The 13,689-nt window shown below is 51.2% G+C and carries 14 protein-coding genes; 8 read left to right on the forward strand and 6 right to left on the reverse strand.

The window, feature by feature from the left end; genetic code table 11:
* Positions 1-58: 58 nt before the first annotated feature.
* The 5 genes from pseG to mntR form a co-directional block, all read right to left on the reverse strand.
* Positions 59-1,090 carry a UDP-2,4-diacetamido-2,4,6-trideoxy-beta-L-altropyranose hydrolase gene (gene pseG, locus AMM48_RS05450; protein ID WP_102783242.1) on the reverse strand — a complete coding sequence of 344 codons (1,032 nt, stop codon included), beginning with the start codon at positions 1,088-1,090 and terminating at the stop codon, positions 59-61.
* Positions 1,083-1,769, reverse strand: a complete 687-nt coding sequence (locus AMM48_RS05455; RefSeq protein ID WP_102783243.1) for a PIG-L deacetylase family protein — start codon at positions 1,767-1,769, stop codon at positions 1,083-1,085. The genes pseG and AMM48_RS05455 overlap by 8 nt, the downstream gene beginning before the upstream one ends.
* Positions 1,766-2,476 (reverse strand): formyltransferase family protein, encoded by a 711-nt coding sequence (locus tag AMM48_RS05460; RefSeq protein ID WP_102783244.1) that lies wholly within the window; start codon positions 2,474-2,476, stop codon positions 1,766-1,768. The genes AMM48_RS05455 and AMM48_RS05460 overlap by 4 nt, the downstream gene beginning before the upstream one ends.
* 101 nt (positions 2,477-2,577) lie before the next feature.
* Positions 2,578-3,612 (reverse strand): UDP-N-acetylglucosamine 4,6-dehydratase (inverting), encoded by a 1,035-nt coding sequence (gene pseB, locus AMM48_RS05465; RefSeq protein ID WP_102783245.1) that lies wholly within the window; start codon positions 3,610-3,612, stop codon positions 2,578-2,580.
* A 102-nt stretch (positions 3,613-3,714) separates the two neighbouring features.
* Positions 3,715-4,218: a manganese-binding transcriptional regulator MntR gene (gene mntR / locus AMM48_RS05470; protein ID WP_244271125.1), complete on the reverse strand. Its 504-nt coding sequence runs from the start codon at positions 4,216-4,218 to the stop codon at positions 3,715-3,717.
* A gap of 141 nt (positions 4,219-4,359) precedes the next feature.
* On the opposite strand from mntR, the gene AMM48_RS05475 reads away from it, so the two are divergent.
* The 5 genes from AMM48_RS05475 (at position 4,360) to AMM48_RS05495 (ending at position 9,429) form a co-directional block, all read left to right on the forward strand.
* Positions 4,360-5,334 carry a zinc ABC transporter substrate-binding protein gene (locus AMM48_RS05475; RefSeq protein ID WP_102783246.1) on the forward strand — a complete coding sequence of 325 codons (975 nt, stop codon included), beginning with the start codon at positions 4,360-4,362 and terminating at the stop codon, positions 5,332-5,334.
* Between the two features lie 97 nt (positions 5,335-5,431).
* Positions 5,432-6,232, forward strand: coding sequence for a metal ABC transporter ATP-binding protein (locus AMM48_RS05480; RefSeq protein WP_022731120.1), 801 nt, complete (start codon positions 5,432-5,434; stop codon positions 6,230-6,232).
* Between the two features lie 48 nt (positions 6,233-6,280).
* On the forward strand, positions 6,281-7,501 hold the full coding sequence (locus AMM48_RS05485) for a metal ABC transporter permease (protein ID WP_102783247.1): 1,221 nt from the start codon (positions 6,281-6,283) through the stop codon (positions 7,499-7,501).
* Positions 7,498-8,448, forward strand: coding sequence for a metal ABC transporter permease (locus AMM48_RS05490; protein WP_181951551.1), 951 nt, complete (start codon positions 7,498-7,500; stop codon positions 8,446-8,448). Before AMM48_RS05485 ends, AMM48_RS05490 begins: the two co-directional genes overlap by 4 nt.
* A gap of 93 nt (positions 8,449-8,541) precedes the next feature.
* Positions 8,542-9,429: a hypothetical protein gene (locus tag AMM48_RS05495; RefSeq protein WP_146030383.1), complete on the forward strand. Its 888-nt coding sequence runs from the start codon at positions 8,542-8,544 to the stop codon at positions 9,427-9,429.
* Between the two features lie 7 nt (positions 9,430-9,436).
* Here AMM48_RS05495 and AMM48_RS05500 read toward each other — a convergent pair whose 3' ends face one another.
* Complete coding sequence (locus AMM48_RS05500; protein WP_102783249.1) at positions 9,437-10,507, reverse strand: siderophore-interacting protein; 1,071 nt, start codon at positions 10,505-10,507, stop codon at positions 9,437-9,439.
* Positions 10,508-10,696: 189 nt separating this feature from the next.
* Between AMM48_RS05500 and AMM48_RS05505 the strand changes: the two genes are divergently transcribed.
* From AMM48_RS05505 to AMM48_RS05515, 3 genes are all read left to right on the forward strand, one after another.
* The gene (locus AMM48_RS05505) at positions 10,697-11,548 is read left to right on the forward strand and encodes a GNAT family N-acetyltransferase (RefSeq protein WP_102783250.1); all 852 of its coding nucleotides are present in this window, start codon (positions 10,697-10,699) and stop codon (positions 11,546-11,548) included.
* Between the two features lie 361 nt (positions 11,549-11,909).
* Complete coding sequence (locus AMM48_RS05510; RefSeq protein ID WP_102783251.1) at positions 11,910-12,680, forward strand: MotA/TolQ/ExbB proton channel family protein; 771 nt, start codon at positions 11,910-11,912, stop codon at positions 12,678-12,680.
* 39 nt (positions 12,681-12,719) lie between these two features.
* Positions 12,720-13,652: an OmpA family protein gene (locus tag AMM48_RS05515; protein WP_102783252.1), complete on the forward strand. Its 933-nt coding sequence runs from the start codon at positions 12,720-12,722 to the stop codon at positions 13,650-13,652.
* Positions 13,653-13,689: the final 37 nt, after the last annotated feature.

Raw genomic sequence — 13,689 nt, forward strand, 5'->3', positions numbered from 1 at the left:
CTATAATGATGAAATGCCTCAATGTTCCAAGGTTTGGTGGTCGCGACCAAATATGTATTCATAGGTCTGTCAACTCTCTCAACAATCGATTTACCCCTTGACCATCACAAACCTCGCCCGCACTAAGAGACATAGATTTCATAATTTCGCGAGATGACGCAAGATCGACAAGTAACTTTGCTAGTAGCGAGACACTCAACTCGGTCCAATCACCTGCATAAACGATTGCTCCTTTATCAGAAAGGGATTGGGCTATTTGTCGTTGGTTATCGGCAATTACAACCGCTATCGCTGGCAAACTTACACTACACCGCTCCCAAGAAGTGACACCACAGGCCCCAATAGCAAGATCGGCCGCAGCCATCAATGCCGACATTTTTGTTGTATCAATGTACAATTTATATTTAGCACCCAAATGAGCTATAAGCGCTTTTACTAAAGATAAATTTGGGGACCCTCCCCCAAGAACGACGTCTACTTCTACGTCAAGTCCCGCTGCATCAATCGCCATAAGGGCGGTTGATGTTATATCTTTAGGATCTGATCCTCCTATTGACACAAGGATTTTGCGAATCTCGCCCTGCCGCTGACCCTTAGAAAGCTTCTCTCGCGCAACAGAAAAATCAGACTTCAACAACGCATATTTTGGCCCCAAGAGCAGGTGAGTATTTATTGGAACAAATCCAAGATACTCCTCAAATCTTCTTCCTAGAGTTTGATCTAATAAAAAATCGCACTCATGTTTACGGGTTGGCATATCTTCAATCACTAAGATGGAATTAGCCCACCTACGTGTATCTTTCTCAAATTCGAAGCCCAACTCATAATGATCTATGACCAACAAGTCTGCTTGTCCAAAAGATAGATCAATTATTGGTTCTAAGCGATTTTCATCTGGCAAGATGACGAGTGAATGCTCAGCTTCACCCAACGCAGGGAAAGCCAAAACACTTTGCTCACTACAGATAAATGTGCACCTCCAATTTCGCTCACTCAACGCATTTCCCAAAGTTAAGCAGCGCGAAATATGCCCCCCACCAATCAAAGAACTCGCATCAGCTCGAAAGACCACATGCTTCTGATTAGACAATTTCCCTTATCACAGCAAATGCCTCAGCTGCTGCGACCCCTGCTTCTGAACCTCTAACCATACTCTTGGCTTTTACTATTTCGACAGAACGAGGATGAGGAAACTCACCCATCTCCATCCCGTATGCAGAAATTGCTGAGAGCTTTGCTTCCATGCTATTTGAAACATCAACGTACCGGTTTGGCTTAAAAGAGAGACCAATTCTATCGGGCTCCCACTCCGTGCTCGACAAAACTTCGACACCATAGATTGCCTTTACGCTTTGATCTCTCATAGGCCTGCATGCCGTCAAAACTGACTGACTAACAATTCTATGGTCAATGTTCAGATCATTGCCATGATGCGTATAAATAATTTGAGGCTTCAACTCTTGGCAGGCTGCCTCAATAGATTTCACAATATCCAACATAGCGACACTGTCGCACCTGTTATCAGGAAATCTCAAAAATCGAATTCCTTTAACACCCAATATGCCTGCAGCACTGCGAGCGGCCTCCTCCCTCGCCAATAACTCTTTCTGTGCGAGCGGATCAGTCAGGTCCGAATAACGTGCAGTGACACCGTCAGAAACTATAACAACGAATACTTCATCACCCTCAGCACTATGCTTAGCCATTGTACCTCCGCACCCCAGCACCTCGTCATCAGCATGCGCTACTACAACCAGAACAGTCTTCATTTTCTGGAACTCTCATCCTCATGACTAGCAGCACCAACTTTCTCTATTTTAAGCTGGTATCGGTGCCCCCTAAAATCAAAAAACGCAGGATATCTCTCATTATCTACAACTCGAAGCAGCTCAAACTGCTCCGCCAAACTTTCAAACACATTTAGTTCACTGTCATTAGGACGTCGACGAGGATAATAAGACGGGTCTCCAGCTTGAGGCTCCGCTAGAGGAACGGCTTCCGCTCTCAAATATTGGAGGCAAAGTTCCAGAGTAGCATTCCCCTGAAACATTCTAAGCTCTTGACATAACTCATGCCCTTGAAAAGCTATTTGACTTCGATAAATAACTGGCCCTGCATCAACTTCACCCGACATTTCCAACAAAGAAACGACGACTTCATTCTCACCTGCAAGCACCTGCCAAGTTAGAGGAGAGAATCCACGCCCCTTTGGCAATTTACTCTCATGCACCACAAGATTCTTCTTATGTAATGAGAGTACATCTTCCGGTGCGATCTTTGTACACCCTAGAAAGAATGCAATATCACCTCGCTGAATATCTTCGTACGACTGATACAAAACGGCATGATCTTCAGTTTGACCAACTGCCGAAACCAGTTGCTTCGCGTAATCGAGGACCCAACTATCGTTGTCAACGATTACCGAAACATTCCGAGGGAACTTCCACCAAACGAGATCTTCTGGTGTACGCACCATTTATTCACTCACATTTTGTTGAGTTCTAATTTGGCTTTTTGCCGGCGCAGATAACGACTACAAAATGCATTTATATCCAACCATTTAAAACACTGAAAAAATCATTTTACTGAATCACACAGTAACAAGGAAAGGGTCCCGTCACTAATCCATTCACCATTTGTATTACTAGCATAGCTATACCCATCCACTACAGGCTTCGCATCACCAGCGCGATAATTACCGCTATCCCAGAACATGAGCTCTGGCTCAATAATAAATCTATCGGACAATTCAACCATGTTTCGCGCATCATCTTCGGTACTCATCGCCTCATGCAGCTTTTCACCAGGTCGAATGCCAATTACCTTTATCGGTAGGTCCGGGGCTAAATATCGCGCTAAGTCAACAACCTTCATACTTGGAATCTTAGGAATAAAGACTTCCCCCCCCTTCATCATCTCCATAGAGGAGAGCACAAACTGAACACCTTGCTTTAAGGTAATCCAAAACCGGGTCATTCGCTCATCTGTAATCGGTAAATAATCAGCACCTCCCTCTATAAGTTTTCTAAAAAAGGGCAAAACACTTCCATTTGAACCAATAACATTCCCATAGCGAACAACTGCAAAACGTGTGCCTTTCTCACCTCTCATATTATTTGCAGCTACAAAAATCTTATCCGAAGCAAGCTTACTAGCTCCATAAAGATTAATTGGGCTACAAGCCTTGTCTGTCGACAACGCGATTACACGTTCAACGCCAGTGGCGAATGCAGCTCTGACAACGTTTTCGGCTCCGTTAACATTGGTACGAATGCATTCGAAAGGGTTGTACTCTGCAGCAGGAACGTGCTTCATCGCTGCAGCGTGTACTACCACATCAATTTCGCGCATTGCCATTTCAAGTCGCTGATAGTCTCTTACATCACCAATAAAATAGCGCATACATGGAAACTTATCCGTTCCGTAATCCTGCGCCATTGTAAAATGCTTTTGCTCATCCCTAGAGAAAACAACAAGCCTCTTGGGCTTGAAATTACTAAGAACATACTTAACAAAAGCTACGCCAAAGGACCCTGTGCCACCGGTCACCAAGACCGATTTATCGTTCAGGTTGAATTGCGGATCAGAAAAGCTGCGTACAATATCATTCAATGTTCAGATCTCTACTTTAGTATGGCTTCGTCAACAAAACGAAACAAGCTGTACTGTTTTTAGAATACAAAAACGCTCTTTTAGATTAGTCGCGTATTAGCATCAACTATAGAGCTCCGACAAAGAAAATCCTTTTGTAATTTCCCCAGCATCGCCATCTGCAGTCACACATTCACACACATTTAGATTTATTAAGCTAAACACCCGCAAAGTCTCCTCACTCACATGGTGCTCGATCCCTTCGGCATCAAACTCTGCCGTATCGGGATCAACGCCAATTGAGACGAGGAAGTTATAGACGATCTGGTGGCGGTCGCGACATTTTTTGGCGAGAGTTTCGCCTTTTTCTGTCAGAAAGATTGAGCGGTATGGGCGGGAGGTGACAAAACCGTCGCGCTCAAGGCGCTTGATGGTGTTGTTGACCGTGGCCGCCGTGACGCCGAAGCGTTCGGCGAGCGCGACAGAGCGTGCTTCACCTTCTTCGGCGATCAAATCGCCAATCATTTCAACATAATCTTCGGTGACCTCGCGGGCATGTGCGTCGCGCAGGCGGGCAAAGACTTCTGCCTTGTTATGTCGCGGGTTTAACGTCGGCTTATCGCCCATCGGTCTCTCCAAACAGTATCTCCGAAATCTTCATAACAACTAAGCGCTCAAAAAGCAATTTAGCCTTGACTAACTTTAAAAGTCCACACATAAACAGTGGATATTCTATTGAATGATTTTAACTTGCTGTCAGGATTCGTCATGACCCTCCGAAATGTTGCACGCCATCTTTTCCTGATCGCCATCCTTGGTGTCTCTGCCCTTGGTGCCACCGCTGGCATGGCCTTTGCCAAGCCGTTGAATGTTGTCGCGACCACATCCATGATCGCAGATGCGGCCCGTCAGGTTGCGGGTGAGCGGGCGGAGGTTACTGCTTTGATGGGTCCCGGGGTTGATCCGCATTCGTATCGTCAGACACGCAGCGACATTGCCGCCATGGCGCGCGCCGATCTTGTTTTGTGGCATGGTCTTTATCTTGAAGCGCAACTCGAAGAGTTTTTCCTTGATCTGGAAAAGCGCCGGAATGTGGTCGCAGTTGGCGAAGCCATCGACAAGAGCAAGCTTTTGAGTCATGCGGATTACAATGGCCGATACGATCCGCATGTCTGGATGGACCCGCAGCTATGGGAAACCGTGGTTGGGGCTGTACGTGATGCACTGATCAAAACCGATCCCGATGGCAAAGCGATCTATACCGCCAATGCCGACAAACACATTGCGGATATTGAAAAGCTGATTGGCTATATGAACTCGGTCACCACCTCTGTTCCGGAAAAAAGCCGTGTGCTGTTGACCGCACATGATGCCTTTAGTTATTTCGGGCGCGGGTATGATTTTGAGGTTCTGGGCATTCAAGGCATTTCAACCGAATCCGAGGCCGGGCTGCGCCGGGTCGAAGAGCTGGTTAACATCATTGTTGATCGCAATATTTCGGCCGTGTTTGTCGAAAGCTCGGTGCCTGAACGCAATGTCCGTGCCCTGATCGAAGGGGCCGAGGCCCGTGGGCAAGACGTCGTCATCGGTGGTACACTGTTTTCCGATGCCATGGGGGAACCGGGCACCTATGAAGGCACCTATATCGGTATGATCGATCATAACACCACCCTGATCACCCGTGCGCTGGGTGGTGATGCGCCTAAAACCGGCATGCAGGGTGAACTTGCACCAAGCTCATAACGTAAAGACCGCAAGTGCCAAGCAGGTAAAACATTGATAAAATCAATGATCAAATGCACACAGTGTCGGACCACGGACAAAGCAACAGGAAAATTTCATGCGTAACGCCGAACTGATTGCCGAGGCCGGAAAGATTGTTGATGTCGCAGGCAAGGACGCACCACTGACGGTGCGCGGCCTGACGGTTTCCTATGGCAATAAACCAGCTGTATTTTCGGTTGATGCCTCCATCCCCGCCGGATCGATGACCGCCATCATCGGCCCGAACGGGGCGGGGAAATCGACCTTCCTGAAAGGTGCGCTTGGTGTGGTGCCGCGTCTGTCGGGTGAAGTGCGCATTTTTGGCAAACCGTTTCACGAGGCCCGCGATCGGGTGGCCTATGTGCCCCAACGCGCCAGTGTTGATTGGGATTTTCCGGCCCGGGTGATTGATGTCGTTCTGATGGGGCTTTATGGATCGGTCGGTTTGTTTCGCCTATGGCGGGCACGCCACCGTGAACAGGCGATGGCCTGCCTTGACCGGGTCGGTATGGCCGATTTCGCCGACCGGCAGATCGGGCAACTTTCAGGCGGGCAGCAGCAACGTGTGTTTCTGGCCCGTGCGCTGGCGCAAAATGCCGAGTTTTATTTGCTTGATGAGCCGTTTGCCGGGGTCGATGCCGCGACCGAACGTGCCATTGTCTCGGTTCTTAAAGACCTTAAATCCGAAGGCCGCACGGTTGTCTGTGTGCATCATGATCTTTCGACCGTGCCGGAATATTTTGACCGCGTGTTGCTGATCAATGTCCGGCGCATCGCCGAAGGCCCGGTAGAGACGACCTTTACCGCCGAGAACCTTCAGGAAACCTATGGCGGGCGTCTTGCCGCCACCCATATCGACGAGTTGCGCCTCGCCTGATTGAGGCAGCCTGAGATAAGCACAGCACGGTAACGCAAAGATCGCACCATGAGTTTTCTCGATTATTTCATAAGCGCCCTGTTGTTGCAGGCCGGATATAACAGCGCCCTTGTCGCAGTTGGTGCCGGGTTGCTTGGCCTGTCGGCGGGTAGTGCCGGGGCGTTTATTTTCCTGCGCAAACGCGCATTGGTGTCCGATGCGATCAGTCACGCCACCCTGCCCGGTGTTGGCTTGGCCTTCATGATCATGGTGGCCTTTGGGTCTGATGGCCGCTGGTTGCCGGGATTGATCATTGGATCGGCGATTTCATCGGCGATTGGCCTGATCCTTGTCGAATGGATCACGCGCAAAACCCGTCTGACCGAGGATGCAGCGATTGGTGCGGTGCTGTCGGTATTTTTCGGATTTGGCATTGTTCTTTTGACGATCATCCAGACCATGTCATCGGGCCGTCAGGCCGGACTTGAAAACTTCCTGTTGGGATCGACGGCCGGCATGCTGATATCCGAGGCGACCACCATTGCGGTTGCTGGGGCCCTTGCCGCTGCATTCGTCTTTTTGCTGCGCCGTCCGATGACGCTGGTGGCGTTTGATCCGGAATATGCCGCGACCACCGGGGTCAATGTGCGCAATATCGACCTTGCCATGATGGGCTTGGCCCTGATCGTTACCGTGATCGGGCTTAAGATCGTCGGACTGATCCTGATTGTTGCGCTTTTGATCATCCCACCGGTCACCGCCCGCTTCTGGACCAATCAGGTCGGCACGATGATTGGCATCTCAGCCGTGGTTGGCGGAGTATCAGGCTATATCGGTGCGGTTCTGTCGGCTGCGGAGGCGTCGCTCCCGACCGGACCGATCATTGTGCTCGTGGCGTTTGGTTTTTTCATAATCTCCGCATTGTTTTCCCCGTTACGTGGCGCACTGGCATCAGCGTTGCGCCATCAACGGTTTCAGCGCCGCGTCCATCGCCGTCAGGGACTTTTGGCCCTGTCGCGGCGTGAACCGATCTATGACGGATTGACCCTGCGCATTTTGCGCCGTTCGGGCATGATCCGGCGCGACGGGGTCGCGACATTGCGCGGACGCACCGCATCGGAAAAGGCATCGCGTGATGAGGCCCGCTGGGCCATGGCGCGCCGTATCCTGCCCGATGACTCAGCGATTGAACGGTATGACGGGCTGACCCCGATTGAACGGATGATGACATCCGACCAGATTGCCGAAATCGACCGCATGCTTGCCGAGAAGCAAGGAGCATCCGCATGATCGACAATCTGATGACCGCCCTTGGGGCCGAGTTTGTCCAACTGAGCTTAACACCGATCCTGATTGGTATTCTGGCCGCTGTTGCCTGCGCGTTGCCGGGCAATTTCCTGTTGCTGCGTCGTCAGGCCCTGATTGGGGATGCGATTAGCCATGTGGTGCTTCCCGGCATTGTCGCGGCCTTTCTTATCACAGGCACCATCACCGCGGTGCCGATGATGCTCGGTGCCGGGGCGGCCGCGATTGTCGCCGTTGTCATGATCGAGATTGTCAAACGTCTGGGTCGGGTTGAACCGGGGGCGGCCATGGGATTGGTGTTTACCACCTTGTTTGCCGCCGGTGTGCTGTTCCTAGAAATAACCGATACCAGTTCGGTGCATATTGATGTGCAGCATGCGCTTTTGGGTAATCTTGAAAGTCTGATCTGGTTTGATGCAGAAGGCTGGCAGTCCCTTGTTGATCCAGCCGCCTTGGCGACCCTGCCACCGCAATTACCGCGTCTGGCGTTGGTTCTGGTCGGGATCGGGTTGTTTATTGTTCTGTTCTGGAAAGAACTTAAAATATCGACCTTTGACGCCGCCTTTGCCGGGGCGATTGGTATTCGCACAGGACTTCTCAGCTTTGCGCTGGTGGTGGCCACCGCGATTGCCGCCGTGGCGGCCTTTGACGCGGTCGGGTCGATCATTGTGATTGCGATGTTTGTCTGCCCACCGGCAAGTGCCCGGTTGATGACCAACCAGCTTGGCCGACAGGTTGGTTGGTCCGTCGTCTTTGCAACGATTTCGGCCATTCTGGGCTATGTCTTTGCCGGATATGGACCGGGATGGTTCGGGTCCCCCTATGCGGTCAGTGCGGCGGGCATGATTGCCACGATTTCCGGAATCATAATGCTGTTGGCTTGCCTGTTTGGGCCGCAACGCAAGCGGGTCGGCCAACAGGCAGAAGCCTAGGGTAATTTTCTCCTCGCCCAACCAAAGCCCATCGCACATACTCGCGCGATGCAAATTGTTCGGATTTTCAATCACCTTGTGATGATGATGTGCATGCTGATGTCTGTCACGACATGGGCACAGGCACAAACGGATGGCACGTCCGAGCCCGTCATTGCAAAGATCAAGGACGACTTGAAATCATATGGCGATCTTGATCTTTATGTATTCGAGGATCGTCAGGCATTTCTTGCGATTTTGGATGACACCCTTGGTCTGGACAATATCGCCAGCCCGGAAAAGGCATTCGCCAAACTGCCCCGGTCGCCCTTTACCATCACCGGACGAAAGAGTGGCAAGCAAATACCGTCCTGCCAGATTTTCGTGCCCGCCAATATCGCACCACAAAGTGGCAACGAGATTTTCGCCCAGTTGATGCGCGGATGGTTTGGACAATCTTTGACCTATCAAAGCAGTGCCGAGCAAACGTTTGAGTGGCTGATCCATCATGAAGCGCGTCACTGTATGCCAGAACATTTCGGGGACGGAGATGCCAAAAGCCATGCCGATGAAGTTGATGCCGATATTTTCGCGTTTAACGCCTTATCCAAAACGATCAAAAACCCAAACGGACTTGCTGCCGATATCATCGCCTTTCGCATGATCACGGCGGCCCTGTTTGCCGATGCCATCCATATGACCGGCCTCTCAGTCAAATACGGGCTTACGGCCATGGCCCCGCAAGAGATGCTGACGGCGGATCAGGAAATCGTGGCGTTCAGGTCGGCACGGAAACTGGTTTTTGCCCGCGCACGGGCCCTGGCAACCGGGGTTAATCCGACAAATCGCGAACTGACACGCGCGGTAACCGAACTGCGCGAAGAAATAGACCAGGGCGGACTTACCCCCCCATCGCCTTTGGTTTCGGAAATCCTGATGGATCTCGATGATGCGATTGCACATCTCGCACCAAAGCTTCATCAGTCGGTTGCCACCCGTTAATCGTTAATTATCCTCGACCGGCCTTGCGCCAGAACGTCATGGCCAGACATTGATCACGCGTTAATCCGATGTCCTTGCGCCAGAAATTGTGGATCGGTTTATAGTCATCCTGCTCCACCCCGGCCCAGCAATAAACACTGAGTGCGTCCTTCGGGATGGAGATGACGCGCACAGCATCCTGAATGAGACTGTGTTCAACATCATCACCACAATCGCGTAACAGCCAGCGGACTTCAATCGCACTGTCGGTGGCGATGTCGATGATGTCATCCTTGCTACCGACCTCGATCATGGCATGGCCTTTGACGTGGGGCGGCATGGCATTAAGGTAGCGGCCAATCGCCGGAAGGGCGGTTTCATCCCCGGCGAACAACATCCAGTCCGCATCAGGCAATTCGTTGCCAAGCGGTCCGGTCATGGCGACCAGATCGCCTGTGCAAGCATGTATGGCAAAGGATGATCCCGGCCCATTATCGCCATGCACGACAAAATCAACATCCATCCAGCCCGCCGCAGCATTGATATCACGGATGGTATAGATGCGCTGTTCGATGGTGTCTTCGCCATGAGGCCAAACCGGCATGCCATTATCGGCAAGCGTTGGCCATTTTGGGGCCACCTGCCCGCGCGGTGGGATCAAAAGACGGATATGGATGCTGTCGGTGTCATAAGCCGCAATATCCGCCCCATGCAGCCTGATCCGGCGCATATGGGGCGAAAGATCGGTCACTTTTCCGACAGTAAGTTCGCGGAAATTGGGCAGCTTGCCGTTGCTTTTCCCGGCCCCCTTCCAGCGGCAATCAAGATTTGCCTCGGGCAAGGCGCCCTGGAGCAACGAAATGATCGCCGATTTCATCTGGATAACGCCAACGTCGCTGGTTGCGCCGACCTCGATATCCAAACCAGCATCGTTGCAGGCAAGGTGAACATGGCCGATGGATACCGAAACCCTGATGGCGTTCGCATCACCCTGCACATCGCAGTCATGGCTTTTGTAATAGTCTGATGCACGCGCGATGATCGCAGCACTGTCAGGAAGGGCTATGCGGGTTTTGGCGGTTAAAACAGGTGATGGCATGGGGCTCTCGACAGGATGAAAATGTATTGATCAACACATACAACATTGAGAATAACACTGATAGTCATTCTTAACAAAATTTCTCATGAAATAGCAACTGCCATGTTAGATATTTAGACAAATTCATAGACCCACGCTGGCGCGCATGTGTATCGCCCGGCAAGCTCCTGAAAGTATAAAGACCCGACCATGATCGATAAAATCCGCCGTCTCAAACCGTCTGAATTCACATTGGCCGTTGAATGGGCTGCCAAAGAAGGCTGGAATCCCGGCCATGCTGACGCCGAGGCATTTTTCAATACTGACCCTGAGGGCTTTTGGGGCGCGTTCGATAAAAAGGGTATGGCGGCGGTGATATCCGCCGTGCAGTACAGTTCCGATTTTGGATTTGTCGGATTTTATATATGCCGCGAAGACCGCCGTGGATCGGGCCTTGGATACAAGTTGTGGCAAACGGTTTTAAAAGACAACCCGCTTAAAACCATCGGACTTGATGGCGTTGTCGATCAGCAAGATAACTATCGCAAATCCGGTTTTGAATTTGCCCACCGCAATGTCCGATATGGCGGCATCGTGAAGGCCCAAAGCCCGGACAATGACGATCTGTTTGATCTGTTGATTGATGACATCGCCGTCATCAATGCGTTTGAGCAAACCTGCAAGCTGTTTGCCGAAAGCCGGATTGAATTCCTGCGCGGCTGGATTGGTGCTGCAAACCACACGGCGATTGCACTACAGGGCCCGATGGGGTTGCGCGGATACGGCGTCATTCGCCCCTGTGAAGAGGGTCACAAGGTCGGTCCGCTTTTTGCCCCAAACCCCAAAGATGCCAAGGTGCTGTTTGACGCCCTTTTGGCACGTCGCGCCGATCAGGGTGGCAAAGTATTTCTCGATGTGCCCGAACCCAATCAGGCGGCAATTGAGCTTGCCAGCAGCCATGGCATGCAGCCTGAATTTGAAACCGCGCGGATGTATAAAGGCACAGCACCGGCACTTGAACTTGACATGACCTTTGGCATTTCATCGTTTGAATTAGGGTAATTATCCTTACGATGGGGTTGAGGCTTGGCTAAAAGTCTGGCAACAAACATTTAATGCCAAAAGTATAGATCGACCTAACCCAATGCCATAGCTTTACAAGCAGTTTGTAGAGTTCCCGGGTCGATCACGGTTACAGGCGTGAAAAGTTGTCAGATTTTTTATGGAAAAAGGACGCCACAGCCCCCAACTCTTTGAAAGGGGGACTAATCGACATTCAGGCCACAATCATAAACCGATGAAGACTTTTCGCCCGACATCTGTGACGCGACGCACCGCCTCGTCTATCCGGGGCACGGATTTATCTGCTGCGGCTGATCAGGTGATACAAAAACAGTCATAACGCTGGACACCAGAAACCGATATGGATATTGCGACACTCATTGGGATCCTTGCCGGATCGGGCGTTATTGTTGGCGCTATTTTGATCGGTGGTAATCTTGGTGCTTTTGTTGATGTGCCGTCTATCATGGTTGTGTTTGGCGGCACAGCGGCCGCAACCCTGATCAAGTTTCCGATGCGCGATGTGATCAAGTCACTCAAGATCGGGATCGGCATCGCCTTTAAGAACCCCAAGGAAGACCCGCTTTCGATCTATGAGAAAGCCATCGAACTTGCCGGTCTTGTCCGCAAAAACGGGTTGCTTGGTCTTGAAACAGCAGAAGTCGACAACGAGATCATGGCACGTGGCATTCGCATGTGTGTCGATGGCCACAGCGGCGAAGTGATCCGAAGTTCGATCTCAAGCGAAGTTGAAAAATCCATTCAAAATGATGAGCTCGGGGAACTGATGTTCCGCGGGATTGGCGATACCGCGCCAGCATTTGGCATGATCGGCACACTGGTTGGTCTGGTGCAGATGCTGGCCAACCTGTCTGATCCTGATGCGATTGGGCCGGCGATGGCGATTGCCATGCTGACAACATTCTATGGCGCGGTTCTTGCCAACCTGATTGCCCTTCCGATTGCCGATAAACTGGCCCTTAAGGTTGATCGTCTGAAAAACACCAAACAATTGATCATTGAGTCTGTCGTTCAAATTCAAGGCAGCCAGAGCCCTATGGTGATGAAGGAAATTCTGGGTCCCTATTTGCCCGGTGGCATCCCCAAAGATGCCGAAGGCGACGGGGAATAATCATGGCATCCTCTTTCATCCGGAACATGGTGTAAGGCCATGGCAAAGAAACCCGCAGCAGGCGCCCCCGCATGGATGGCGACATTCGCCGATTTGATGTCGTTGCTGCTTGTTTTATTCGTTCTGTTGCTGACCTTTGCTGAGATGGATGTCATCCGTTACAAGCAAATCGCAGGGTCGATCAAAGGTGCCTTTGGTTTTTCCAAAGAAGATCAGCTTGCCGGTGTAATTGAAATGGACGGGTCGATTGTTGGCAAGGCCCTAAAGGCACCAACGCCCGATACCCCACGGGTTGTTGCAGAAATTCCAAAGGCCGAAACGCCGAAAGTCGAGATCGATCAGACCGACAGCAAAGAAGAAAAAGCCGAAGCCCTTGAAGAAACACTCAGTACCGTTCTTGAAAACATGGGACTTAGCGATCAAGTCGGGCTGGAACGCATTGATGGTGATGTGATCGTAAGCTTTCCAAATGAGCTGGCCTTTCCGTCGGGTTCTTCGGGCATGACAGAAGAATTCGCCGCCGTCCTGAACCGCGTTACGCCCGTGATCAATCAGACTGACGGTGAAGTTCATATCGCAGGTCACACCGATAATATTCCGGTTTCGTCTTCGTCTCCCTATATATCAAACTGGGACCTTTCCGCAGCACGTGCGACGTCCGTTTTGCATCATATGATTGATCAGAACGGCACAGAACCGTCGCGGATGGTCATTCAGGGATATGGTGACAGCCGTCCGATTGCGACAAATGACACCCCGGAAGGACGATCACAAAACCGTCGGGTTGCGATCACCATCGAAATGGTCGAAAGCAACAAACCAGATGGGACGACAAATGGCAGTGCTGCACCCACCGGTCAGAATGAAGAAGATACTGCCCAAAGTGAAAGCTCGGCCCAAGACGGCCCAACAACGCCCGAAGAAGCCTCGACAACAAGGCGTCGAACCTTCAGCATTCCGGGGAACCAGTGATCGGTATATTTAACCAACTGCGCAGTGAACCGCGTGG

Source organism: Thalassospira sp. GB04J01 (assembly GCF_000751115.1).
Taxonomy (GTDB): domain Bacteria; phylum Pseudomonadota; class Alphaproteobacteria; order Rhodospirillales; family Thalassospiraceae; genus Thalassospira; species Thalassospira lucentensis.